Annotated in this window: 24 protein-coding genes; 11 read left to right on the top strand and 13 right to left on the bottom strand. The window is 70.2% G+C overall.

Annotated features, from left to right (window positions below; genetic code table 11):
- The first annotated feature begins 4 nt into the window (after positions 1-4).
- Positions 5-1,924, top strand: coding sequence for a S9 family peptidase (locus WG212_RS07575; protein WP_337186475.1), 1,920 nt, complete (start codon positions 5-7; stop codon positions 1,922-1,924).
- A gap of 111 nt (positions 1,925-2,035) precedes the next feature.
- On the top strand, positions 2,036-4,621 hold the full coding sequence (gene clpB, locus WG212_RS07580; RefSeq protein WP_337186476.1) for an ATP-dependent chaperone ClpB: 2,586 nt from the start codon (positions 2,036-2,038) through the stop codon (positions 4,619-4,621).
- A gap of 40 nt (positions 4,622-4,661) precedes the next feature.
- Here the strand turns inward: clpB and WG212_RS07585 are convergent, their stop codons facing one another.
- From WG212_RS07585 to WG212_RS07600, 4 genes are all read right to left on the bottom strand, one after another.
- Positions 4,662-5,477, bottom strand: coding sequence for a VOC family protein (locus tag WG212_RS07585; RefSeq protein WP_337186477.1), 816 nt, complete (start codon positions 5,475-5,477; stop codon positions 4,662-4,664).
- Complete coding sequence (locus WG212_RS07590) at positions 5,474-6,505, bottom strand: methyltransferase (RefSeq protein WP_337186478.1); 1,032 nt, start codon at positions 6,503-6,505, stop codon at positions 5,474-5,476. The genes WG212_RS07585 and WG212_RS07590 overlap by 4 nt, the downstream gene beginning before the upstream one ends.
- A 129-nt stretch (positions 6,506-6,634) precedes the next feature.
- Positions 6,635-7,567, bottom strand: coding sequence for an SDR family NAD(P)-dependent oxidoreductase (locus tag WG212_RS07595; protein WP_337186479.1), 933 nt, complete (start codon positions 7,565-7,567; stop codon positions 6,635-6,637).
- A 61-nt stretch (positions 7,568-7,628) separates the two neighbouring features.
- The gene (locus WG212_RS07600; protein WP_337186480.1) at positions 7,629-8,888 is read right to left on the bottom strand and encodes an MFS transporter; all 1,260 of its coding nucleotides are present in this window, start codon (positions 8,886-8,888) and stop codon (positions 7,629-7,631) included.
- A gap of 226 nt (positions 8,889-9,114) precedes the next feature.
- On the opposite strand from WG212_RS07600, the gene WG212_RS07605 reads away from it, so the two are divergent.
- Genes WG212_RS07605 through WG212_RS07625 form a run of 5 tightly spaced genes read left to right on the top strand, consistent with a single transcriptional unit; the run spans position 9,115 to position 12,852 of the window.
- A complete protein-coding gene (locus WG212_RS07605) occupies positions 9,115-9,606 on the top strand; it encodes an N-acetyltransferase (RefSeq protein ID WP_337186481.1) in 492 nt (163 codons plus the stop codon).
- Positions 9,607-9,660: 54 nt separating this feature from the next.
- A complete protein-coding gene (locus tag WG212_RS07610; protein WP_337186482.1) occupies positions 9,661-10,221 on the top strand; it encodes a DUF1285 domain-containing protein in 561 nt (186 codons plus the stop codon).
- The gene (locus tag WG212_RS07615; RefSeq protein WP_337186483.1) at positions 10,218-10,868 is read left to right on the top strand and encodes a CoA pyrophosphatase; all 651 of its coding nucleotides are present in this window, start codon (positions 10,218-10,220) and stop codon (positions 10,866-10,868) included. Before WG212_RS07610 ends, WG212_RS07615 begins: the two co-directional genes overlap by 4 nt.
- Before the next feature lie 27 nt (positions 10,869-10,895).
- The gene (locus tag WG212_RS07620; RefSeq protein ID WP_337186484.1) at positions 10,896-12,146 is read left to right on the top strand and encodes a CCA tRNA nucleotidyltransferase; all 1,251 of its coding nucleotides are present in this window, start codon (positions 10,896-10,898) and stop codon (positions 12,144-12,146) included.
- A gap of 10 nt (positions 12,147-12,156) precedes the next feature.
- Positions 12,157-12,852 (top strand): type 1 glutamine amidotransferase, encoded by a 696-nt coding sequence (locus WG212_RS07625; protein ID WP_337186613.1) that lies wholly within the window; start codon positions 12,157-12,159, stop codon positions 12,850-12,852.
- A 24-nt stretch (positions 12,853-12,876) separates the two neighbouring features.
- Here the strand turns inward: WG212_RS07625 and WG212_RS07630 are convergent, their stop codons facing one another.
- The 3 genes from WG212_RS07630 to hemF all read right to left on the bottom strand — a co-directional run bounded on the left by WG212_RS07630 (position 12,877) and on the right by hemF (position 15,405).
- Positions 12,877-13,476, bottom strand: a complete 600-nt coding sequence (locus WG212_RS07630; protein WP_337186485.1) for a GNAT family N-acetyltransferase — start codon at positions 13,474-13,476, stop codon at positions 12,877-12,879.
- Positions 13,476-14,306 (bottom strand): ChbG/HpnK family deacetylase, encoded by an 831-nt coding sequence (locus tag WG212_RS07635; protein WP_337186486.1) that lies wholly within the window; start codon positions 14,304-14,306, stop codon positions 13,476-13,478. The genes WG212_RS07630 and WG212_RS07635 overlap by 1 nt, the downstream gene beginning before the upstream one ends.
- A 220-nt stretch (positions 14,307-14,526) precedes the next feature.
- The gene (gene hemF / locus WG212_RS07640; RefSeq protein ID WP_337186487.1) at positions 14,527-15,405 is read right to left on the bottom strand and encodes an oxygen-dependent coproporphyrinogen oxidase; all 879 of its coding nucleotides are present in this window, start codon (positions 15,403-15,405) and stop codon (positions 14,527-14,529) included.
- A 380-nt stretch (positions 15,406-15,785) separates the two neighbouring features.
- Here hemF and petA point away from each other — a divergent pair, with 380 nt between their 5' ends.
- From petA to WG212_RS07655, 3 genes are read left to right on the top strand one after another with little or no spacing between them, the layout of a single operon-like run.
- A complete protein-coding gene (gene petA, locus WG212_RS07645; RefSeq protein WP_337186488.1) occupies positions 15,786-16,346 on the top strand; it encodes a ubiquinol-cytochrome c reductase iron-sulfur subunit in 561 nt (186 codons plus the stop codon).
- A 5-nt stretch (positions 16,347-16,351) separates the two neighbouring features.
- A complete protein-coding gene (locus tag WG212_RS07650) occupies positions 16,352-17,671 on the top strand; it encodes a cytochrome b N-terminal domain-containing protein (protein WP_337186489.1) in 1,320 nt (439 codons plus the stop codon).
- A gap of 8 nt (positions 17,672-17,679) precedes the next feature.
- Complete coding sequence (locus WG212_RS07655) at positions 17,680-18,525, top strand: cytochrome c1 (protein ID WP_337186490.1); 846 nt, start codon at positions 17,680-17,682, stop codon at positions 18,523-18,525.
- Positions 18,526-18,604: 79 nt separating this feature from the next.
- Here the strand turns inward: WG212_RS07655 and WG212_RS07660 are convergent, their stop codons facing one another.
- Positions 18,605-19,411: a hypothetical protein gene (locus WG212_RS07660; protein ID WP_337186491.1), complete on the bottom strand. Its 807-nt coding sequence runs from the start codon at positions 19,409-19,411 to the stop codon at positions 18,605-18,607.
- Positions 19,412-19,473: 62 nt separating this feature from the next.
- Between WG212_RS07660 and WG212_RS07665 the strand changes: the two genes are divergently transcribed.
- Complete coding sequence (locus tag WG212_RS07665; protein ID WP_337186492.1) at positions 19,474-19,941, top strand: hypothetical protein; 468 nt, start codon at positions 19,474-19,476, stop codon at positions 19,939-19,941.
- Here WG212_RS07665 and WG212_RS07670 read toward each other — a convergent pair whose 3' ends face one another.
- The 5 genes from WG212_RS07670 to WG212_RS07690 form a co-directional block, all read right to left on the bottom strand.
- A complete protein-coding gene (locus WG212_RS07670) occupies positions 19,942-20,622 on the bottom strand; it encodes a dienelactone hydrolase family protein (RefSeq protein ID WP_337186493.1) in 681 nt (226 codons plus the stop codon).
- 12 nt (positions 20,623-20,634) lie between these two features.
- Positions 20,635-21,309: a dienelactone hydrolase family protein gene (locus tag WG212_RS07675; protein WP_337186494.1), complete on the bottom strand. Its 675-nt coding sequence runs from the start codon at positions 21,307-21,309 to the stop codon at positions 20,635-20,637.
- A gap of 33 nt (positions 21,310-21,342) precedes the next feature.
- A complete protein-coding gene (gene ychF, locus WG212_RS07680) occupies positions 21,343-22,440 on the bottom strand; it encodes a redox-regulated ATPase YchF (protein WP_337186495.1) in 1,098 nt (365 codons plus the stop codon).
- 294 nt (positions 22,441-22,734) lie between these two features.
- The gene (locus tag WG212_RS07685; RefSeq protein WP_337186496.1) at positions 22,735-23,886 is read right to left on the bottom strand and encodes an epoxide hydrolase family protein; all 1,152 of its coding nucleotides are present in this window, start codon (positions 23,884-23,886) and stop codon (positions 22,735-22,737) included.
- 69 nt (positions 23,887-23,955) lie between these two features.
- On the bottom strand, positions 23,956-24,555 hold the full coding sequence (locus WG212_RS07690; RefSeq protein WP_337186497.1) for a TetR/AcrR family transcriptional regulator: 600 nt from the start codon (positions 24,553-24,555) through the stop codon (positions 23,956-23,958).
- Positions 24,556-24,619: the final 64 nt, after the last annotated feature.

The following is a 24,619-nucleotide window of genomic DNA, read 5'->3' on the forward strand; positions in this document are numbered from 1 at the left end:
CTCCTTGCGTTCGATCCTTGCCCTCGCGGCGTGCGTCGCGGCCGGACTTCTGGGCGCGCCGCCGGCCGCCGCGGCGCCGCTGGAGGCCTACGGCCGGCTGCCCAGCATCGAGTCGGTGGTGATTTCGCCCAGCGGCCATGCCGTGGCCATGGTGGCGACCAACGGCGAGCAGCGGATCATCGTGGTGCAGGATCTCGCTACGAAGGCCTCGCTGCTGAACGGCTATACCGGGGACGAGAAAGTCCGGGGCGTGCAGTGGGCGGACGATCGGCGGCTGATCCTCATGAGTTCGAGGACGTCCACGAGTTTCGAAATCCGGAATGGCAACCGCGAATGGTTCTTCGGCAGCCTGGTCGATGTCCCGGCGAAGAAGATGACGCCGATGATGCGGAACTCGAAATCCGACTTCCAGATGATCTTCGGGATGCCTGCCGCCCGAACTCGGGCGGGGAAGACAGTGGTGTTTCCCGAGGCCATCATGGTCAGCGGCGACCGGGGGCGTATCTCGCTGTTCGGGATCGACTTGGACAACGGTACGAACCGGCTCGTGTCCGAGGGGGCGCCGGACACCCGAAACTGGCTGGTGGATACCGACGGCGAAGTGCTGGCCCGCGAGCAATACAACAGCGGGACCGGACTCTGGGTGCTACAGCTTCGCCGCGGCGGCCTGTGGACCGATGCGGTTCGCGTATCGGCGCCGCTCGATCCGCCCCGCATGCTCGGCATGGGGCGCGACAAGGACAGCGTGATCTATGGGATCCGCGCGGACGATGGCCGCTTCGAGTGGCGTGAGGTTCGCCGTGACGGCAATGACCCGGGGGCGCCGATACCGGTCGGGCCGGCGCAGTCGTCGATCCGCGCACGGGACGGCCTGCTGCTCGGATACTACAATCTGGTCGGCGACGAGGACGTCTACACCTTCTTCGACCCGGAGGATCAGAGGGTGTGGCGAGCGGTGACAGCCGCCTATCCCGGCCAACGGGTGATCCTCCAGGACTGGACGGCGGATCGCCGGAAGATCGTCGTCCTTGTGGAGTCGCCGAGCGAGGCGCCCGCGTTCGCCCTGGTCGATCTGGAGACGCGAAGCGCCCGATGGCTGGGCGAGCAGTTCGCCAGCTTGAAAGCGCATGACATCTCCGAACGAAAGCCGTTCCGGTTCAAGGCTGCGGATGGCCTGGACATTCCAGGCTACCTCACCCTGCCGCGCGGCCGCGAACCGAAGGGGCTGCCGCTCATTGTGTTCCCTCACGGCGGTCCTGCGGTGCGCGACACTCCCGACTTCGATTGGTGGGCCCAGGGCATGGCTTCGCGGGGCTATGCCGTTCTTCAGGTGAACTACCGAGGGTCGGACGGCCTCGGCTCGAGACACCTCGAGGCGGGCTACGGCGAGTGGGGTCGCAAGATGCAGACCGATCTATCCGACGGCGTTCGGCGGCTGGCCGCGCTGGGCGTCATCGATCCCGCGCGCGTCTGCATCGTGGGGGCGAGCTACGGCGGCTACGCCGCGCTGGCCGGCGCGACGCTCGACCAAGGCGTCTATCGATGCGCTGTCTCGGTGGGGGGCGTGTCGGATCTGTCCGGACTGATCGGGTTTAGCGCCGGGCGAAGCGGCCCGGCTGCCACGCGCTACTGGACGCGGTTCATCGGGGCGGAACGCAGGGACGATCCGGTCATCGCGCAGTACTCGCCGCTTCATTTCGCCTCGGCTGCGGATTCACCGATCCTGCTGATCCACGGCAAGGACGACACGGTGGTTCCGGCCGATCAGAGCCAGCGTATGGCGGAGGCGTTGCGCAAGGCCGGCAAGCCCCACGAGCTGATCCTCCAGAAGGGCGCCGACCACTGGCTCTCGCGCGGGGAGACGCGGCTGGAAACCCTCACCGCGACGATGGCGTTCGTCGAGAAGCACAATCCGCCCCACTGATTGATCGGCCTCAAGGTCCCTTGTGTGGCTCATCTGCCACACTACATCGGGTGAGCCGGGCGCCGTGCTTCCAGGAAGGCGGCGTCCGAGTTCCGCCTTTGAGGGGACCCGATGAACATCGACATCTATTCCGACCGCGCCAAGCAGGCGATCCAGTCGGCCCAGAGCCTCGCGCTCGCCCGGCGCCACCAGCACCTGGCGCCTGAACATCTTCTGAAGGTGCTTCTGGAGGAGCGCGACGGCCTGTCGCGCGCCCTGATCCAGAGCGCCGGCGGCCGCCCCGACGAGGTGGACAAGGCCGTCGAGGGGCAGCTCCTTCGCATGCCCAAGGTCGAGGGCGGCTCGGGCCAGCTCTACATGAAGCCCGAGACGGCCCGCGTCTTCGCCGAGGCCGAACAGGGCGCGAAGTCGGCCGGCGACGCCTTCGTCACCACCGAGCGGCTGCTGATCGCCATCGCCAAGGAAGGCGGCGAGGCGGCCAAGGCGCTGGCCGGCGCGGGCGTGACGCCCAAGGCGCTGGAAGAGGCGGCGGTCGCCGTGCGCAAGGGCCGCACCGCCGACAGCGCCTCGGCCGAGGAAGGCTATGACGCGCTGAAGCGCTACGCCCGCGACCTGACCCAGGCCGCGAAGGACGGCAAGCTGGACCCCGTGATCGGCCGCGACGAGGAGATCCGCCGTACGATCCAGGTGCTGAGCCGCCGGACCAAGAACAACCCCGTGCTGATCGGCGAGCCCGGCGTCGGCAAGACCGCCGTGGTCGAGGGCCTGGCCCAGCGGATCGTCAACGGCGACGTGCCCGAGAGCCTCAAGGACCGCAAGCTGCTGTCGCTCGACATGGGCGCGCTGATTGCGGGTGCGAAGTACCGCGGCGAGTTCGAGGAGCGGCTGAAGGCGGTGCTGAACGAGGTCACCGCGGCCGAGGGCTCGATCATCCTGTTCATCGACGAGATGCACACCCTGGTCGGGGCCGGGAAGTCGGACGGGGCGATGGACGCCTCCAACCTCCTGAAGCCCGCGCTGGCCCGTGGCGAACTGCACTGCGTCGGCGCCACCACGCTGGACGAGTACCGCAAGCACGTCGAGAAGGATGCCGCCCTGGCGCGGCGTTTCCAGCCCGTGTTCGTGGACGAGCCCTCGATGGAGGACACCGTCTCGATCCTGCGCGGGCTGAAGGAGAAGTACGAGGTGCACCACGGCGTGCGCATCTCGGACAGCGCCATCGTGGCCGCCGCCACGCTCTCGAACCGCTACATCACCGACCGCTTCCTGCCCGACAAGGCCATCGACCTGGTCGACGAGGCCGCGAGCCGCGTGCGCATGGCCGTGGACAGCAAGCCCGAGGAGCTGGACGAGATCGACCGGCGCGTCGTGCAGCTCAAGATCGAGCGCGAGGCCCTGTCGAAGGAGACCGACGCGGCCTCGAAGGCGCGGCTGGAGAAGCTGGAAGAGGAACTGGACGACCTGGAAGGCCAGTCGGCCGAGATGACGGCGCGCTGGAAGGCCGAGAAGGAGAAGGTCAGCTCGGCCGCCCAGGTCCGCGAGGCCCTGGACCGGCTGCGCGCCGAACTTTCCGTCGCCCAGCGGGCCGGAGACCTGCAACGCGCGTCCGAGATCGCCTACGGCGAGATCCCCGGGCTCGAGAAGCGCCTGGCCGAGGCCGAGGCCGCCGAAGGCCAGGGCGACGCGATGACCCCCGAGGTGGTCGACGCCGAGCAGATCGCCGCCGTCGTCAGCCGCTGGACCGGCGTGCCGGTCGAGAAGATGCTCGAAGGCGAGCGCGAGAAGCTGCTGCGCATGGAGGATGGCCTGCGCGGTCGCGTGGTGGGGCAGGAAGAGGCGCTGGTCGCCGTCTCCGACGCCGTGCGCCGCGCCCGCGCCGGGTTGCAGGACCCGAACCGGCCCATCGGCTCGTTCCTGTTCCTGGGGCCGACGGGCGTGGGCAAGACCGAGCTGACCAAGGCGCTGGCCGAGTTCATGTTCTCGGACGAGCAGGCGATCACCCGCCTCGACATGAGCGAGTACATGGAGAAGCACTCGGTGAGCCGCATGATCGGCGCGCCCCCCGGCTATGTCGGCTACGACGAGGGTGGCGCCCTGACCGAGGCGGTGCGTCGCCGGCCGTATCAGGTCGTGCTGTTCGACGAGGTGGAGAAGGCCCACCCCGACGTCTTCAACGTGCTGCTCCAGGTGCTGGACGACGGCCGCCTGACCGATGGCCAGGGCCGCACGGTCGACTTCCGCAACACGCTGATCATCATGACCTCGAACCTGGGCAGCCAGTTCCTGGCGGAGCTGGGCGACGGCGAGGACGTGGAGGCGGCGCGGCCAGCGGTCATGGAGGTGGTGCGCCACCACTTCCGGCCCGAGTTCCTGAACCGCATCGACGAGATCATCCTCTTCAAGCGGCTGGGCCGCGCCGAGATGGATGGCATCGTCCGTATCCAGCTCCAGCGGGTCGAGAAGCTGCTGGCCGACCGGCGCATGACGCTGGCGCTGGACGACGGCGCCCTGCACTGGCTCGGCGACCGCGGCTACGATCCCGTCTACGGGGCGCGGCCGCTGAAGCGGGTGATCCAGAAGGACCTGATCGACCCCATCGCCCGCAAGCTGCTGGCGGGCGACCTCGAGGACGGCGCGGTCATCGACGTCCACGCGGGCGATGGCGGCCTGGAGATCGGCCGCGCGCAGGTTCACTGAACGCGGCGGGCGGTCGGGGTTCGTCCTCGCCCGCCCGTTCCTATTCGGCGAACCGGATGGGCAGTGAGCCGTCCGGACGCCAGGCGAGCAGGCCGCCGGCGACCGTGGTGTGATCGACCGCGCCCTCGCGCAGCCGCCGCGCGAGGGCGTCCAGGTCGGCGACCGCCACCGTGGGCGCGGCGACGCAGGGGCGATGGATGGGGGGCGCGATCGGCCATCCGTCCGGGCGGTCCAGCACCTCCACGGCCGCCGCGCCGTCGAAGAGTCCGGCCAGCGCCGCGGGCCCGGTCGCCAGCACCGTCACGCCCCGGATTCCCACGGCGCCGTTCGCGTGTGCGCTCAAGGCGGGGTCTGCTACGCGGTCGAGCTGTTCGGTCAGGGCGACGAGCAGTTCGCGTTCGGCGCTCAGGCTGATCAGGCTGGTGGTGTGGCTGGCCGGAACGCCCCGGGTGTCGGCGAAGTGGCGACGCCAGAAGGTCCACGGCGCGCCGTCGTTTAGCCGGCCCGCGGCGCAGAGCCGCAGGAAGTGCGGCGTGAGCGAGTCGACGCCCAGGCTCACCTTCATCCAGCCCTCGCCGTGCGCGGCGACGAAATCGCCGTAGGTCAGGCTGGGCCGGCCATCGCCGGCGGGCGCCACGAACTCCAGGTAGCTCGCGTCCGCGAAGGTGGCGTAGCGGCCCCGCAGGCCCAGCGAGTCCGTAGGTCCGTCCAGCGACGGGCGGCCGGACGGCAGGCTGCCGAGGAACTGATAGCTCGATGGGCTGGAGAGGGTGAAGCCCAGCCGCTCGAACCATTCGGCCGACGACAGGTCGGCGAGGGCGCAGGCGACCGTGGCGATGGGCGGGGCGCCGCTCACGGCCGGCTCGGGCTTCCGGCTGGCCGCAGTTCGACGATCGACAGGCCGAAGCCGATGTCCTGGACGCCGGCCGCCTCGAGGCGGGCGTTCGCCGCGAGCTCGCCGAACTCGGCCAGAGTGCGCTCGCGGGCGCCGAACAGCACCAGCATGAAGAGATCCGAGACCAGGTGCGCCTCGGACGCCGGCTCGGCCATCACGCGCTCGATCACCAGCACCCGCCCGTCCGGCCCCGCCGCCTGCGCGCAGCGGCGCAGGATGGCGAGCGCCTGCGCGTCGGGCCAGTCGTGAAGCACCTGGGCCAGCACATAGGTGTCGCCGTGGGTCGGCAACGGGTCGAAGAAGCTGCCGTCGAGCGCCTCGCCCCGGTCGGTCAGGCCCGCGGCGGCCAGCGTCGCGCGCGCCCGCCCTGCGGCGGCCTGCAGGTCCACCACGCTGCCCCGAAGCGCGGGATGGCCCGCCAGGAGTGCGCACAGGAGCTTGCCGGCCCCGCCGCCGACGTCGACCACGTGGCCGTCGGCGGCCCAGTCGCGCGCCGCCACGGCCGCGGGGATCCACTGCGTTCCCCAGTTGTCCATGTAGCGGTCGAACGACTCGGAGAGGGGCGGGTCGTTCGCCAGGGTGTCCCAGAAGTCGCGCCCGAAGAGGGTCGGATAGCCCGCCTCGCCCGTGCGCACCGCATGCGCCAGCGAGATCCACGCGCGGTTGAGATGTTCGGCGGCGCCGCCCTCCGAAAGCATGAGCCGGGCCTGGGGCGTGGTGAGGAGCTGTCCCACCGGGGTGAGGGCGAGGCCGTCGGCGGTCTCGGCGAAGACACCCTTGCGGGCGAGAAACGCGGTCAGGTTGGCGGTGGCGCGGCGGTCGAGGCCGTTGCGCTCGGCCAGGGCCTCGGCCGTGCGGGCGCCCGCGGCGATCCCGGCCGGGATGTCGAGGCTGACGGCGGCGCGGATAGCGTAGGGTGTGACCAGGTCGGTGAGCGCCAGCAGCGTGAGGAAGGGATCGGCGCCCGGCGACGTCCGCGTTTCGGCCATGTCCTCACTCCCGGCGCTGCCTTCTTCACCCGAACCTATTGCGAATGACTCGCAAGATCAAATCGGGCGCGGGAATCGCGGAGAGGAACGCCGCCCCGCCGGCGCCACGGCCGGCGGGGCGGCCGGAACTCAGGCTGGCTGCTTCTGCGGGTTGTTCTGTGAGCCTGGCAGCGGCCCGCGGTTCAGATCGAAGAACTTGGGCGCCATCTTCGGCACCGCCTCCTCGAGGATCGACTGCACCGTCCAGCCCTCTTCCTTGGTCACGGTCTCGACGGGCCGCGGCTGGCTGTAGAGGATGATGTTCTCGCCGGACGAGCCGAAGATCTGGCCCGAGACGTGGGCCGCGGCCGGGGTGACCATGGCCACCGAGAAGCGGGCGGGCTGGTCGGCGCGGATCTTCTCGGCCATGACCGCGCGGCGCGCGGCGGCGGCCTCGTCCTTGATCGGCACCGATTGGGTCATGCGGGTCCAGGCCACGGGCGCCAGGCAGTTGGAGCGCACGTTGTTGCGGGCGCCTTCCATGGCGATGATCCGCGAGAGCCCGGCGATGCCCATCTTGGCCGCGCCGTAGTTGGCCTGGCCGATGTTGCCGAACAGGCCCGAGGTGGACGTGAAGAACATGTAGGCGCCGTCGTTCTGTTCACGGAACAGTTCGATGGTGGCGCGGGCCACGTTGAACGAGCCGCGCATGTGGACCGCGATGACGGCATCCCATTCGGCCTCGGTCATCTTGTGGAACATCACGTCGCGCAGGATGCCGGCCGGGTTGATCACGGCGTGCAGGCCGCCGAATTCCTTCTTGGCCTGCTCGACCATGCCGTAGACGGCGTCGAGGTCGGTGACGCTGTCGGAGTTGGAGACCGCCTGACCGCCGGCGGCGCGGATCTCGGCCGCGACCGCTTCGGCCGGCCCCGCGGAACCTTCGTCCTCGCCCTTCAGCCCGCCGCCGAGGTCGTTCACGACCACCTTGGCGCCTTCCTGCGCCGCGATGAGCGCGCAATCGCGCCCGATGCCGTTGCCGCCGCCCGTGACGAGGACGACCTTTCTTTCCAAAGCGCCCATGTTCGAAAATCTCCCTAGTTCGGCGATCGCCATAATCCGTCGGTCTTCAATGCCCTGACCTCTATTCGAGGCGGTCCGCGCGGCGCAAGTCAGGGAAGAGCCTGGCCCAGATCGCAGTTACCGCAACGGCGCCCACGCCGCCGAACACCGCCGCGCCCACGGGGCCGAGGATCCGGGCCACCACGCCGCTCTCGAACTCGCCCAGTTCGTTGGAGGCGCCGACGAACACCGAGGAGACCGCCGCCACGCGGCCGCGCATGTGGTCGGGGGTGACGAGCTGGACCAGGGTCTGGCGGACATACACGCTCAGCATGTCGGCGCCGCCCAGGACGGCGAGGGCGCCCACCGACACCCACAGCGATTTCGACAGTCCGAAGACGATGGTGGCGACGCCGAAGACGGCGACGCCCGCGAACATGTAGAGGCCGGCCTTGCGCCGGATGGGATTGGCGGCCAGCCAGAAGGCGACGATCGTGGCGCCGATCGCCGGCCCCGCGCGCAGGATCCCGAACCCTTCGGCGCCGACGTGCAGCACGTCGCGGGCGAAGACCGGCAGCAGCGCCGTGGCGCCGCCCAGCAGCACCGCGAACAGGTCGAGCGATATGGCGCCGAAGACGATCTTCTGGCGCCAGACGTAGGCGAGGCCTTCCTTGATGAGCTGCCACCGCGAACCGGGGCTGACCTCGGGCTTGGTGTTCTGGCGGATGCAGAACACCAGCAGCATGGACGTCAGATACAGACCGAAGGTGGTGAAGTAGGCCGTCTCGGCCGACCGGGCGACCAGGAATCCCGCCGCGGTCGGGCCGGCGATGGAGGCGGTCTGCCAGGCCAGGGAGTTCCAGGCGATGGCGCGCGGCAGGAGCCGGCGGGGAACCAGCATCGGTCCCAGCGCCGTGTTCGCCGGCGCGAAGAAGGCGCGGCTGGAGCCGAAGACCACGGCGACGCCCAGCAACAGGGCGGGAGAGGCATGTCCCAGGACGGTCGCCACGCCGAGCGTGAGCACGCTGATGATCTCGCCCGTGAGGCACAGCATCAGGAGCTTGCGCCGGTCGTAGCGGTCGGCCGCCTCTCCGGCCGGAAGCGTCAGCAGGAACACGGGGATGAAGGTGGCCAGGCCGATCATGCCCACGAGGAAGGCGCTCTCGGCCACCGTCCGGGTCTCGCGGGCCAGGGCGTACATCTGCCAGCCCATGGCCACGCTCTGGATCTGGGCCGCGAAACTGCCGGTCCATCGGGTGCCCCAGAAGAACAGGTAGTCCCGCTCCTTCAGCAGGGCGCGGGCGGAGGGGACGGGCTCGTCGGGGAGGTGCGCGTCGGTCATCTGGGCGGAGGGAACCTGCCCTGAGCCGCATATCGCCGCAATGGCGTTGACGGGCGTGGCGCGAGGCCCTAATTGCGCGCTCCCGATCCACGGCCCGGAGGGCCCTTCAGATGCGACGACGTCCGCTGGCGTAAGCCGAACGCACCCGTACTGGCCCGGACCCCGCACCCTGGTCCGCCGCCCGCCGTCGCCCGCCTGAACCCCAGAGACCCAGAGATCGGTCCCCATGTCGCTGCAACCCTGCCGGCCCCCGCCGGAACTCGCCTTCGTCCATGAAGACCCCGCCCACGCCGCCGAGATCGAGGCGCTGCTGAACCGCGCCTTCGGGCCGGGCCGCTTCGCCAAGGTGTCCGAGCGCGTGCGCGAATTCGCCGACTTCGCCCCCGACCTCAGCTTCTGCGCCGTCGAGGACGGCCGCGTCGTGGGCGTATGCCGCATGTGGCGTGTCGCGGCCGGCGAGCGTCCGGCGGTGTTCCTGGGGCCCCTGGCGGTCGAGGAAAGCGAGCGCCGGCACGGCCTGGGCGCGCGTCTGGTCGAGCAGGCCTGTTCGGCGTCCGAGGCCGCGGGCGAGCCGGCGGTCGTCCTCGTGGGCGACCTGCCGTACTTCCAGCGCGTCGGCTTCGCCGTGGCGTCGGAGGTCAGCCTGCCGGGACCGGTCGATCCGAAACGGGTCCTGTACCGCGGAGCGGCGCCGGCGGGCATGATACGGGCGCGGTGAGCGCTGCCGTCGCGGCAGGTTGAGACGACTCTTCCCGCACCCTACCTTCCCTCCATGTCCAAACCGACCACTGGCAGCGGGCTCGACGCCCTGGCCGCAGGGGCGAGGCAGGCGCCGGGGCGCGGCCTTCCCCCGGTGCACCTGTGGAACCCGGAGCGCAGCGGCGAGATCGACATCGTCATCAGACCCGACGGACGCTGGGTCCACGAGGGCTCGGTCATCGGCCGCGAGGCCCTGGTGCGCCTCTTCTCCACGATCCTGCGCAAGGACCCCGACGGCTACTGGCTGGTCACCCCGGTCGAAAAGCTCAGGGTGACGGTCGAGGATGCGCCGTTCGTCGCCGTGCGGGTCGACCGCGTGGGCGAGGCGCTGCGCTTCGAGACCAACGTCGGCGACGTGATCGAGGCCGGTCCGGCGAACGCCATCCGGGTCGAGACCGCGCCCGACGGCGAGCCCAGGCCCTATCTGCACGTCCGCCGGGGGCTGGAGGCCCTGATCTCGCGGCCCGTCTTCTACGAGTTGGCGGAGATGGCCGAAACGCGGGACGCCGAACTGGGCCTGGAGTCCAACGGCGCCTGGTTTCCTATCGGCCCGGCCGAGGCGGCGGTCGCATGACCCCCCGCGCAGGCGCGCCCGACCTCGAGGACTGGATCGCGAGCCATCTCGATCCACTGAGCGACCACGCCGTGGACGGCCGCCCGCCCAGGTCCGACTTCGACCTGACGCCGGGCGGCTGGACGGGCGTCTCCGCCGAACCGCCGCGGCCCGCGGCCGTCCTGATCGGGCTGGTGGAGCGCGACAGCGGCGTGAACGTCCTGCTCACGCGCCGTGCGGACACGCTGCGCAGCCATACCGGCCAGGTCGCTTTGCCGGGCGGGCGGCAGGACAGCGGCGAGCGGCCCTGGGAGACGGCCCTGCGCGAGGCGCAGGAGGAAGTCGGGCTGGAGCCTCGCTTCGTGAACCTGGTCGGGCTGTCGACGCCCTACCAGACCGGCACGGGCTATCTGGTCACGCCGGTGGTGGGGTTCATCCGCCACGGCTTCAGCCTCACGGCCAACCCCGCCGAGGTGGCCGACATCTTCGAGACGCCGTTCGGCTTCCTGATGGACCCGGCGAACTATGAGGAGCATGAACGCGAACTGCCCAACGGCGAGCGTCGGCGCTTCTACGCCGCGACCCACCAGCAGCAGTACATCTGGGGCGCCACCGCGGGCATCCTGCGGGCGCTCCGCGACCGGCTCTACGGCGCGGCGCTTGCCTGACGGCGGCGTTCGGGCCAAGTCCAGTTCATGACCGACAGCCTGGGCCAACCCCACTGGATGACCGCGCCCAAGACGGCGGCGGTGTTCGACGCCCTGGAAGCCGAGGGCGGGGCGGATTGCGCCCGCTTCGTCGGCGGCTGCGTGCGCAACGCCCTGGTGGGCCGCCCCGTGGACGACCTCGATATCGCCACCACCCTGACGCCCGACCGGGTGCAGGCGGCGCTGAAGGCGGCAGGCCTGCGCAGCGTCCCCACCGGCCTGGAGCACGGCACGATCACCGCGATCTCCGATCGCACGCCGCACGAGATCACCACCCTGCGCCGCGACGTCAGCACCGACGGGCGGCGCGCCACCGTGGCCTTCACCGACGACTGGACCCTGGACGCCCAGCGGCGCGACTTCACGCTCAACGCCCTCTACGCCCGCCGCGACGGCGCGATCCTGGATCCCACGGGGCGTGGGGTGGAAGACGCCCGCGCCGGCCGCATCGTGTTCGTCGGCGACCCCGAGGCGCGGCTGCGCGAGGACTATCTGCGCAACCTGCGCTTCTTCCGGTTCTACGCATGGTTCGGAAAGGCGCCGCCCGACCCCGCCGCCGTGGCGGCGTGCGCCGAGCTGAGGGACGGCGTGACGACGCTCGCCGCCGAGCGCTTGTCGAAAGAGATGCTGAAGCTGCTGGCGGCCGACGATCCGCGCGCGGCCGTCCGTCTGATGGCCGAGACCGGCGTGGCGGAAGCCGTGCTCGGCTTCGAGCCGCGGCTGGGGCGTTTCGAGGCGCTCGTCGAGATCGAGACCGAGCTTCTGTTCGAGGCCGACCCCGTCCTGCGGCTCGCGGCGCTGTCGTCCGACGACCAGCTCGCGGCCGGCCGGCTGGCCGAACGCCTGCGGCTGTCGAACGCCGACCGGGACAGGGTCGTGGCGGCGCTTTCGCCCACGCCCATCCTGAAGAGCTGGATGAGCCCGCGTGAGATCCGTCGGGAGGTCTATCGCACCGGCCAGGCCGTGTTTCGCGATCGCGCCCGGTTGGCCTGGGCCGCCTCGCCCCGCACCGCGACGACGATGCAGTGGCGCGGGATGATCGCCCTGGCCGAAGGCTGGACGGCGCCCGCCATGCCGTTGACCGGGCAGGACGTCATGAACGCCGGCGTGCCGAAGGGGCCCCTGGTGGGCGAGGTCATGCGCGAGGTCGAGGATTGGTGGGTCGACAACGACTTCATCGACGACAGGCTGTCGGTGATCGAGAAGCTCAAGGCCGTGGCCCAGGGGATGGTCTATTGAGGCTTCCTTGCTGAAGCTCGGCGTCCTCCGGACCGGCCGGCCGCCGAAGCCGGCGATTCCGCAGTTCGGGACCTATCCCGACATGTTCATGGACCTGCTGGGCCGCGACGCCTACGACTGGCGGGTCTATGCGGCCGACGAGGGCGAGTACCCGGCCGCGCCAGAGGACTGCGACGGCTACATCGTCACCGGGTCGGCGGCGGGGGTCTACGAGGACGATCCCTGGATCGGCCAACTCCTGGACTTCCTCCGCGCGGCGAAGGGGCGGGCGAAGCTGGTCGGAGTCTGCTTCGGCCATCAGGCCATGGCCCAGGCGTTCGGCGGCCGGGTCGTCAAGTCGCCCAAGGGCTGGGGCGTCGGCGCCCATGACTATTCGGTGGTTTCGCGTGAGCCCTGGATGGACGAAGGGCCGTCCATCCGCCTGCCGGCCTCGCACCAGGACCAGGTGGTCGAAAAGCCGCCGGGCGCCGAGGTCTGGGCGGCCTCGGACTTCACCCCTTTCGCGGCCCTGGCGTATCGCGACCAGCCGGCCATTTCGATGCAGCCGCATCCTGAGTTCCTGCCGGACTACGCCAGGGCCCTCATCCAGGCCCGGCGCGGCAAGGTGTATGCGCCGGACGAGGCGGACCGCGCCGTCGCCAGCCTCGGCGGCCCGGACGACCGCGCGCGGGTGGGGCGGTGGATCGGGGCGTTCCTCGCAGGATAGGCGCCCGACAACGGCTTCCGCGGTCTATGCGCCGATCGCCATCCAGACCACGCTCCTTGGTCCCACGCCCTCGATCCGGCGGAAACCGTAGAGTTCGTAGAACCGCTGCGCCCGGGTGTTGCCGGCCTGGCAGCCCAGGTGAGCGCGGCCGCCGACGTGTGCGAGCCACCGGTCCATGAGGGCCTTGCCGATCCCGCGGCCCTGGAGCCGGGGCAGGAGGTCGATGTGCAGGTGGGCGGCCGCGAGATCGACTACCGCCTGGGGGGTGGCCGGCGGGCGATGGATATGGAAGGCGTCCCACTCGTCCCGGGTCCGCTTCCAGGAAGGGACGTCCGCGGTGTCGGGATAGCGGGTCCGGAGCGCCGGCCACCATTCGGCCTCGCAGCGGGCCTCGAAGGCGCGGGTGTCGGGCGCGCCCAGGATGTAGGCGGCGACTCCCGCCGCGTCCTCGGCCACGAAGGCGCAGTCCGAGTGAAAAGCGGCGTAGGGCGCGGCGTAGATCTCGCCGATGATCTTCGGGTCGCGGTACAGGTGCGTGGCGTCCTGGCCGCCGTCGCCGGTCTTCAGGCAGATGTCGTGGAGGGCTGGCAGGTCGTCGGGGCGGTAGGGACGGATCTCGAACATCAGGCCCGCCTCATGAGGTCCCGGAGGGGGGCGAAACTGATGAGCGTCGCCCCTGCCGCCGCGATCCGGGCCGCAAAGTCGGGATGGGTCATCTCGGCGTAGTCCCCCGCCCGGATGTCGGCCTCGGCCGGGTCGTAGGCCCGGAGTTCGGCGCCATCCTCGACGGGATGGAGGAACAGCTCGGTCACGCCGGGCCGCAGCGCGCCCAGCCGGTCGGCCAGGGCGCCGCGCGGTCGGCCCCACAGGTCGATCATGCGGTCGGGATGGACCAGGCCCGCCTCGGACGCCTGCGCGCGGGCCGGGACGCCCAGGACCGCCTCGGCCCGGGCGCCGAACATGCGGACCGGAAGGCGGTAGTCGCGCCCGAGGCGCACGAACAGCGCGTGGTAGCGGGGATCGAGCTGCATCGTCCCCATGTGCGCGTCCAGGTGCGTGAGATCGACGCCCCAGGCCAGCGCCTGATCGATCTGGGCGCGACACTCGGCCTCGACGTCGGCGAGGTCGGCGCGGGCCCAGACCTCGGCGGCCGTGCGCGGCATGAAGCCCTCGGCGTCATGGAGGGAGGCCGCGCCGGTGAGCGCGCGCCATCGGTAGCCGGGATACTCGCAGGTGAGCGTCAGGTGCGCGCCGATCCCGCCGGCGGTCGGCCGGCGCACGGCGTCCAGCGCCCAGGGACAGGGGACCATGAGCGTGGCGCTGGTGGCCACGCCGCGGTCCATGACGTCGTGGATCGCCCGGTTGGCCGACGCGCTGGAGCCCAGGTCGTCGCAGTTGACGATCAGCAGCTTCGCGTCAGGCGCATGGCCCAGGCGTTCGGCGAGGCTCACCATCGTCCCATCTCCCCAGCCCCAGCCCCGGATCAAGTCCGAGCATCACGCCCCCTCCGTCTCGGCCTTGCAGGCCGATCCACCTCCCCCGTGTCGCGAGGGAGGAGCGATGACCCAGTTCCTCCCCCGCGTGCGGGGGAGGTGGCCCCCCGGACCTCATCCGGGGGGACGGAGGGGGCGTGATCCTCGCGGGCATACGGGTATAGAGCGCCCTTCCTCGCCCCTACGTCCAGGCGACCGTCGGTGGCATGGACGAGAGGATCGTCTCGATGTTGCCGCCTGCCTTCAGGCCGAACATCGTCCCACGGTCGTAGAGCAGGTTGAACTCCACATAGCGGCCGCGGCGTACGAGCTGCTCGGCCCGCTCGGCCTCTGTCCAGGGTTCGTTCATCCGGCTCCGGACGATCTTCGGATAGACCTCCAGGAACGCCTCGCCCACGGCGCGGGTGAAGGCGAAGTCCTTCTCGAAGTCCCCGGTGTTGTGCCGATCGTAGAAGATGCCGCCGATCCCGCGCGGTTCGTTGCGGTGGGGCAGGAAGAAATACTCGTCGCACCAGGCCTTGTAGCGGCCATGCCATTCGGGATCGAAGGCGTCGCAGGCGGCCTTCATCGCCGCATGGAACACCCTGGCGTCGTCCGTCTCCTGACGGCGGTGGGCGTCCAGCATGGGCGTCAGGTCGGCGCCTCCGCCGAACCAGCTCTCGGCGGTCGACAGGAAGCGGGTGTTCATGTGCACGGTCGGCACGCGCGGGCTGAGAGGGTGCACGATCAGGCTGATGCTGGCCGACACGTAGGCGGGGTCCCTGTCGGCGCCCGGCATCTGGGCGGCCATCTCGGGGGAGAAGCGGGCCGTGGCGGCCGAGGTGTGCACGCCGGCCTTCTCGAACAGCCGGCCGCGCAGGTGGCCGCCCGTCCCGCCGCCCACGCCCGTCTCGCGGGTCCAGGGGCGGAAGTCGAAACGGCCCGCAGGCGTGCCGTAGAGGTCGGGCGCAGCCTCGTCCTCCAGGCGTTCCAGTTCCGTGCAGATGCGCTGCTGCAGGCTCTCGAACCACGCCTTGGCGCGGTCGCGGCGGTCCAGGATCTCGGGCGGGAGCGACGACATGGCTGTCTGCTAGCGCGCATCCCGGCAAAGGGAAATCCGTTTGGCGGCGCACGGTCGCCTCGCATCGGGCGGGATGTGGCGGTTTTATCCCGATCCGCCCGATCCCCGACGCAGGGGCCGACTGTCGCGGCGGTTTTCGGGATTGTCCGGTTGAAAAAGGGCCGAACGCATTCTAAGGCCTCTCGCCATCGGGAGCAGCCGGGGCGCAGGGGTACGAATCACGGGCCGGCGGACAGGATGTCCGCAAGTGGTTTCGTGGCGTGGACCAGGGCCTCCGACCACTTCCGGGAACGGTCCTGCGGCGGTCACCCGTCGTGGGCCGCTAGCATTTGGGCCGCGGGGCGAACGCAACGCGGCTCCCATCGAAGGGTAGCTTCAAGGTGGCCGACACCGTCGTGGGCGGAACTTCCGACCAACACGCCTCAGGCTCAGGCGACGACCCGAGCCGTCGCGACTTCATCCATATCGCCGCCGGCGCGGCGGCCGTGGGCGCCGTGGGCGGCCTCGTCTGGCCGCTGATCGACCAGCTCAACCCCTCGGGCGATACGCTGGCGCTGGCGTCGATCGAGTTCGATCTCGCCAAGGTGGCGCCGGGCCAGCAGGTGGTCGTGAAGTGGCGCGGCAAGCCGCTGTTCGTCCGCAACCGCGAGCCCACGCAGATCGCCGCGGCGGTGAAGGACGACAACGCGTCGATGCCCGACCCGCAGAAGGACTCGGACCGGCACAAGCCCGGCAAGGCCGAATGGCTGGTCCTGATCGGCACCTGCACGCACCTGGGCTGCGTCCCCACGGTGGGGGGCGGCGACTACGGCGGCTGGTTCTGCCCCTGCCACGGCTCGCACTACGACCTCTCCGGCCGCATCCGTAAGGGGCCGGCGCCGCGGAACCTCGAAGTGCCGACCTACGCCTTCCTCTCCGACACCAAGATCAAGGTGGGCTGAACCCGATGAGCGGACATTCCACCTATGAACCCAAGACGGGCGTCGAGCGCTGGCTCGACACCCGCCTGCCGATCGTACGCTTCATGTACGACACGGCGCTGGATTTCCCGACGCCCAAGAACCTGAACTACTGGTGGACCTTCGGCGGCATCCTGGCGCTGATGCTGGGCATCCAGCTCGTCACCGGCATCGTGCTGGCCATGCACTACGTGCCGCACGTGGACCACGCCTTCGCCTCGGTCGAGCGCATCATGCGCGACGTCAACTACGGCTGGCTGATCCGCTACATGCACGCCAACGGCGCCTCGATGTTCTTCCTGGCGGTCTACCTGCACATGTTCCGGGGGCTCTACTACGGCTCCTACAAGGCGCCGCGCGAGGTGCTGTGGATCCTGGGCTGCGTGATCTACCTCGCGATGATGGCCACGGCCTTCATCGGCTATGTGCTGCCCTGGGGCCAGATGAGCTTCCACGGCGCGGTCGTGATCACCAATCTCATCGGCGCGCTGCCGATCATCGGCGAGCCGATCACCACGCTCCTGTGGGGCGGCCCGGCGGTGGACAACCCCACCCTGAACCGCTTCTTCTCGCTGCACTACCTGCTGCCGTTCGTGATCGCCGGCGTGGTGATCCTGCACATCTGGGCGCTGCACGTGCCGGGCAACAACAACCCGACCGGCGTGAACGTGAAGTCCAAAGCCGACACGGTGCCGTTCCACCCGTACTATACGGTGAAGGACGGCTTCGCGATCGCGGTGTTCCTGCTGCTGTACGGCGCCTTCGTGTTCTACAACCCGAACGTCCTGGGCCATGCCGACAACTACATCCCGGCCAACCCGCTGGTGACGCCGGCGCACATCGTGCCCGAATGGTATTTCCTGCCGTTCTACGCGATCCTGCGGGCGGTTCCCGACAAGCTGGGCGGCGTGCTGCTCATGTTCGGGGCCATCGGCGTGATGTTCGTCCTGCCCTGGCTCGACACCTCGAAGGTGCGGTCCATGCGCTACCGCCCCACGGCGCGCCTGTACTTCTTCATCTTCGCCTTCTTCTGCCTGGTGCTGGGCTACTGCGGCGGCCAGCTTCCGGACGACCCGGTGCTGGGCTCGCCCAGCGGGCTGAAGCTTCTGGACGCCGACATCAACAGCTTCGTCTGGCTGAGTCGCGTGGCGACGGTCTACTACTTCGCCTACTTCCTGGTGATCCTGCCCGTGCTCGGCCTGACCGAGAAACCGCTGCCGGTTCCGGAATCGATCTCCGAACCTGTCCTGTCGCATCCCGCCACGACGCCGGCCGGCGCCGTCGCGTCGCCTGAGAAGAGGGGCTGAGCCTGAAGATGCTGCGCAAAGGTATCGCGCTCGCGGCGCTGGGGCTGGCTCTCATAGGCGGCCCGGCGCTGGCCGCCGGCGGCGGCGAAAAGCCCCAGTCGGTCGCCTGGTCGTTCGACGGCCCGTTCGGCAAGTTCGACACGGCCCAGCTCCAGCGGGGCTACAAGGTCTATCGGGAGGTCTGCGCGGCCTGTCACTCGATGAACCTGGTGTACTTCCGCAACCTGGGTCAGCCGGGGGGGCCGTTCTACGACCCGAAGTACAAGAACCCGAACGACAACCCCTACGTGAAGGCGCTGGCCGCCGACATCCAGGTCAACGACATCGACTCCGAGACCGGCGACGTCATCCAGCGTCCCGCCATCCCGGCCGATCGGTTCCCCTCGCCGTTCCCGAACGACGCGGCGGCTGCGGCCTCGAACGGCGGCGCCGTTCCGCCGGACCTGTCGGTGATCACCAAGGCCCGCACCGGCGGACCGAACTACATTTACTCGCTGATGGTCGGCTACAAGACGCCCCCAGCCGGGCTGACGGTCGGCCCTGGTCAGAACTACAACCTGTACTTCCCGGGAGACCTCGGCGCGTACTGGAAGGGCGACGCCCATCACGTGCCCAAGGGCGGCTTCCTGGCGATGCCGCCGCAGCTCGCGCCCGACAAGGTGACGTTCGACGACGGCACCAAGTCGACGATCGAGCAGCAGGCCAAGGACGTCACCGCCTTCCTCGCCTGGGCCGCCGAGCCCAAGCAGATCGAGCGCAAGTCGTTCGGCCTGGGGGCCATGATCTACCTGCTGATCTTCACGGTGCTGCTGTACTTCAGCTATCGCCGGGTGTGGCGCAACGTCGCCCACTGAGGTCGGCCGCAAGTCGAGCTTCAGCCCCCGTCGGATCCCGGCGGGGGCTTTTTCGTTGGCCATTGGGGCCGCGCTGGTCTCAGGGCGCAGGCCGCGCGACCAGGCGGCCGCCCGGAAAGTCGAACCGCAGCCGGAAGTGGGCCAGGACGGCGCCGCCCAGGATCCCCGCCACGTCGCCCTCCGGCTTCATCAGCCCGGCGGCCACGTCACGGCCCACGGCGCCCGCGAACCGCACCTGAGGCAGGCGGGCCAGCCAGACGCCCTGCGGATAGAGTTCGTCGGGCCGCGACGCGCCCGGCGTCCGGGCCAGGTCGTCGGCGAGGCGAACCGGCGCATTGGCGCCCGTGGCGATGACGAAGCGGCCGCGGATGGCGCGGACGTCGTCCGAGACTTCGGCCTCGGCGACCGGCCGGCCTGCGTCCCAGGACAGGGACAGGGCCGACCCCTCGAACCTGGGCGCCGTCCCCGGTCGTGACAGGCGCACCCGGCAGGGCGCGTATGTGACGTCCACCACGAAGGCCCTCAGCACGTCGGCGCCGATCACGCCGCCGCTGGGCGTGGGCAGGTTCCAGTTCCTGACGTCCAGGTCGGCGACCTCGAGCGGCGCGTCGCGCACCGTCATCCCGGCCAGCCGGACATCCCCCGTCAGGCGGGTTTCGGCGATCCCTTCCATCCGGGCCTTGGTCTCGTGGAGCTGGGTGGTCGGCGAGCCGGTGTCGAGGATGTAGTCCGCGGCGACGCCGCCCACCACGGCGGGTACGGTGATGACCCCGGCCTCGAACCGGCAGGCGACTTCCCCCGCGCCTGCCGGGCTTGCGGATGCGGCGAACAGCCCGGCCCAGCAGAGGGCCGCGGAGGGACGGGCGGGGAGGCGGAATCGAGCCACGCATGGACCATAGCGCCACTTTCCGCCTTATCGTGGCCCCGCCTTGCCGTCACACTGGCGGAATGGCCTACAAGCCCGCCTGGCGGAACTTCAAGCGCACCCAGGACCTGACGGTCGCCACCGCTTCCCTCATCTATGCCGGCGCCGTGGCCAATGCGTTCGGCCGCCTGCCCGGCGAGCCGCTGCTGATCGCCCAGCGCACCCTCGTCTGGCCGGCGGTGTTCCTGTCGCTTTCCCTGGCCCTGCCCCTCGTGGTGGGGGTGTTCCGTCGCAGCCTCGCCCGCTACGTCTGGATGAGTTTCCAAGCCGGCTTCGGGCAGAACGTCAGCTCGATCCTGTGGGGTGTGGCCCTCCTGGGCGGCGCCGCAGGGCTGATCTACTGGCAGATCGGCGCGGCGGCGGCGGGCGGACGCTACCCCGCCGGCGTCTTCTCGGGCTACGCCGCCGGCATCGGCATCCTGGCCGCCCAGGCGATCCTGGTGCGCGTGCTGGAACGCCACCCCGAGGTGAGGCGTCAGATCGAGGAATAGCTACGACTCGCCCCGTCCGCCGCCGTTGCGGGCGAAGAGCTGGAGCGTGCGCAGGCGCGACAGCCGCGCGCTGTCGGCATGGAAGCCGTTGGGGGCTACGAAGGCGTGCCCGGCCTCATACATGTAGACCGGCAGTTCGGGGTGCGCCGCGCGGATCGCCTCGACGTCGGACGGCGGAATCAGTTCGTCGGCCTTCCCCAGGTGCAGGATCGTCGGGACCCGCGGCGCTTCGGACAGATAGTCGACGATCTGGCCGCCATAGTACGAGGCGACGGCCGAGAGGCCCGTACAGCGCGCCGAGGCCAGCCAGGCGGCCGTGCCGCCGAAACAGAAGCCCAGCAGGAAGACGGGCGGGGCCAGGGCGTCGATCGCCGCCTGGACGGCGTCGAGCACGCCCGCGCCCCAGTGCGTGGCGCGGGCGAAGCCGTCCTGCCGGGCATACATCGCCGGGTCGGTGTCCGCCGCGGCGAAGCCTCGCTGGAAGCGGTCGAACAGGCTGGGGACCAGAGTCTCGTAGCCATCCTCGGCGAAGCCGTCCGCCAGGCCGCGGAGATGGGGGGTCACGCCCCAGATCGCATGGCACACCACCAGCCCGCCCCGCCGCGCATCGCCCGGGGCGGCCCGGTAGGTGTCGAAGGCGAAGCCGTCGGCGGCGCTGCGGACCTGGACGGTCTCGCCCATCAGGCCCGGGACCTAAGCATTGTCGAACAGTTCGAGGGTCCTGTGGCGGGCGAGGTCCGCCGCCTCGGCGCTGTACCGCTCGGGGCTCTGGTTGTTGAAGCCGTGGCCAGCCCCTTCGTAGATGTAGACGGGGACCTTGTCGCCGTGGTGCTGGGCGATCGTGGCGGCCACGTCGTCGGCCGGGATGCCGGCGTCCGTTCGGCCCAGGTGGATGATCGTGGGGCAGAGCGGCGTCAGGGCCGCGTTCGCCTGGACCATCGAGCCGTAGTAGCTGGACGCCGCCGCCAGTCCCTCCACCTTCGCCGCCGACAACCAGGTCAGCGAGCCGCCGTAGCAGTAGCCCACCACACACACCTTGCCGCCGTGCTGCGCGAGGAAGTCCCGGCACGCCGCGATGTCCGACAGCGCCTGCTCCATCGGGGTGGCGCGGGCCTTCTCGATCCCCGCCTTGATCCCGGCGTCGTCGTGCTCGGCATGGAAGTCGCGCTGCAGCCGGTCGAACATGGCCGGCGCGATCGCCTCGTAGCCCATCTTGGCCCAGCGCTCGACGTCGGCGCGCACGTGGCGGTCGATGCCGAAGATCTCCTGGATCACGATGACGCCGCCCTTGCGGGGCGTGAACGCGGCCTCGTGATAGGCGGCGAACTCGAAGCCGTCGGCTCCCGCCAGCTTGATCGTGTCGCCCATCCTCACCTCCTCCTGGGGTTTCGGCCCTGCGCCTCAGACGTTGAAGCGGAAGTTCATCACATCGCCGTCCTGGACGACATACTCCTTGCCTTCCTGGCGCAGCTTTCCGGCCTCGCGCGCGCCGGCTTCGCCGTTCAGGCGGACGTAGTCGTCGTAGGCGATGGTCTCGGCCCGGATGAAGCCCTTCTCGAAGTCGGTGTGGATCACGCCGGCCGCCTGGGGGGCGGTGTCGCCCTTGTGGATGGTCCAGGCGCGCGCCTCCTTGGGGCCGACCGTGAAGTAGGTCTGGAGGCCCAGCAGGTGGTAGGCCTCGCGGATCAGCCGGTTCAGGCCCGGCTCGGCCAGCCCCAGCGTCTCCAGGAACTCGGCGCGTTCCTCGGGATCCAGCATGGCGATCTCGCTCTCGATCTGGGCTGAGATCACCACATGGTCGGCGCCGTCGCGCTTCGCCCGTTCGGCCACGGCGCTCGACAGGTCGTTGCCCGTGGCGGCCGACGCCTCGTCGACGTTCGAGACGTAGAGCGCGGGCTTGGAGGTCAGGAGCTGGAGCATCCGCCAGCCCTTGTCGTCCTCGGCGGCGACCTCGGCCTTGCGGGCGGGGCGGCCGGCGTTCAGCTCCTTGAGGGCGAGCTGGACCAGGCGAAGGGTCTGGGCGCTTTCCTTGTCGCCGGTCTTGGCGCGCTTCTCCAGGTTGACGATCCGCTTCTCCAGGCTCTCCAGGTCGGCCAGCATCAGCTCGGTCTCGATCGTCTCCAGGTCGGCCAGCGGGTCGACCTTGCCCTCGACGTGGGTGATGTCGTCGTCGACGAAGCAGCGGGCGACGAAGGCCACGGCGTCGCAGTCGCGGATGTTGGCCAGGAACTGGTTGCCCAGGCCCTCGCCCTTGGACGCGCCCCGCACCAGGCCGGCGATGTCCACGAAGTTCATCCGCGCCGGGATGATCTCCTTCGACGGGATGACGGCCGCAAGCTTCTCCAGCCGCGGCTCGGGCACGGCCACGTCGCCGGTGTTCGGCTCGATGGTGCAGAACGGATAGTTCGCGGCCTGGGCCGAGGCCGTCTGGGTCAGCGCGTTGAAGAGGGTCGACTGGCCGACGTTCGGCAAGCCGACGATGGCGACTTTCAGGGCCATGGGGAGGTCAGGTTCCTTCGAAAACGGCGCCGCACCTAGCACGGGCAGGGCAGGTCGCGAAGCGGGACGGGCGGTCGCGTCGTCCTGGACCCCGAAAAACACGAACAAACGCCGCATCCGGCTATCGAGCCTCCGCGCGAGCGGAGGCTCTGTCGTGGAACCGCGGAAAACGCGGAAGGGCGCGGAAATCGCAGCTTCACCTTTCGCGCTCCTCCGCGTTTTCCGCGGTTCCTCAGAATTCGAGAGTCGCCGCTTCGCGGCCTCTCAGTGCGCGCGCCCTTTCGGGGTTCATCCTCAACCGGCCTCGCGGCCCCAGGCGCGGACCTCGTCCACGTACAGGTCCGGCTCCTCCATCGCGGCGAAGTGGCCGCCGCGGGGCATCTCGGTCCAGCGGACGATGTTGTAGGCCCGCTCGGCGAAGCTGCGCGGGGGGGCCGCATAAAGTGGTTCGCCGGGGAAGTTGGCGAAGGCGGTGGGCGTCTCCACCCGCTCACCTGGGGCGAAGGCCAGCCGGCCCTCCTCGACCAGGCCTCGATAGTACCAGGCCCCGGTCGTGAAGCTGTCGGTCATCACATAGATCATGATGTTGGTGAGCAGGCGGTCCTTGCCATAGGCCTCGTCCAGCGTCTTCGCCGACAGGTCGGACCAGTCGTGGAAGCGCTCCAGGATCCAGGCGGCCTGGCCCACCGGATTGCCGGCCGCCATCCAGGCGATGGACTGCGGCTTCGACGCCTGGAGCCGGAAGTAGGCGCCCATCATGTCCATGGCGCCGGCCTGGCGCTGGGCCCAGGCGATCTCGGCGTCGCTCCTGGGGCCGTCGGCGGGCCGGAAGCCCAGCATGTTGAGGTGGATCGCGCGGGCGGTCTTCCCGTGCTCGCGCCCCAGCCAGGAGGTGACCATCGCACCCCAGTCGCCGCCCTGCGCCAGATAGGTGGAATAGCCCAGGACCTGCGTCATCAGCGTGTCGAACAGGCGCGCCGTCGTGCGCTGGCCGATGGGGCGCGCGGGCTTCGACGAGAAGCCGAAGCCGGGCAGGGACGGGATGACGAGGTCGAAGGCGTCCGACGCCTGGCCGCCGAACCGCGACGGGAACGCCAGCTTCTCGATCGCGCCCCAGAATTCGTAGTGCGAGCCTGGCCATCCGTGGGTGATCAGCAGCGGCCGCCGGCCGCCGGCTTCGCCCACCACATGCAGGAAGTGAAGGTCGTAGTCCTCGACCCTGGCGGTGAACTGGGGGAAGCGGTTGAGGTCGGCCACGGCCGCGCGCCAGTCGTAGCCGCCCGTCCAATGGTCGCACACCTCGCGAAGCCACCCGCCGTCGCAGCCGTAGGCCCACCCGTCGGGGACGGCGGGCGCAGGCGGCCAGGGATAGTCGCGCACGCGGGCCAGCACCGCCTCGACCTGAGCCTCGGTCCAGGCGACCTCGAAGGGCTTGGGCTGGGTCATCGCGCGTCCTCCCGCTGTTTGCGGCAGGGTTCGCGCGGCGCCGTGGGGGCCGTCAAGCGGCGCGGCGTGTCATTCCTTGCGCGCCAGCCCCTTGGCGAGGGTCTGGGACATGCGATGATGCATGGTGAAGGCCGTCCCCGGGGGGACCTTGCCGGCCATCTCCAGCACCACCACGCCATGCGTCGCGGCCCAGAACATGGCGCCGATCTCGCTGGGGTCGCCCGTCATGTCACCGCTCTCGATCTGATCCTTCACCCAGGCGGTCATCGTCTCGCGAGCCCTTCGCCCGGCCTCCGCGAGGTCGCCGTGCGTGTCGTCGATCGGCTGGTTCAGATCGAACATCAGCTTGTAGGTATGAGGGTTCTCGAAGGCGAACCGGACATAGGCGTCGCCCACCGCCGCGCCCTTGGCGCGGGCGCCCGTGGCGGAGTCCCGAGCCGCCTCGAGGGCCTTGGCGAAGCGGGTGAAACCGTTGGTCCGCACGGCGGCCAGGATGTCGTCCTTGTCCTGGAAGTAGCGGTACGGCGTCATCGGCGAGACGCCCAGCTCGGCGGCGAGCTGGCGCATGGTCACCGCGTCGGGCCCCTTCTCGGCGAACAGCCGCTCGGCCGCGGCGCACATGCGCTCGCGGAAGTCGGCGACATCGCTTTCGGTCAGGACACGCGGCATTCGACTCGCTCGCACAGAAATCGCTTGCCAAGGGGTACGGCCTGCATAATGAATTTACAACGTA

Source organism: Phenylobacterium sp. (assembly GCF_037189685.1).
Classification (GTDB): domain Bacteria; phylum Pseudomonadota; class Alphaproteobacteria; order Caulobacterales; family Caulobacteraceae; genus Phenylobacterium.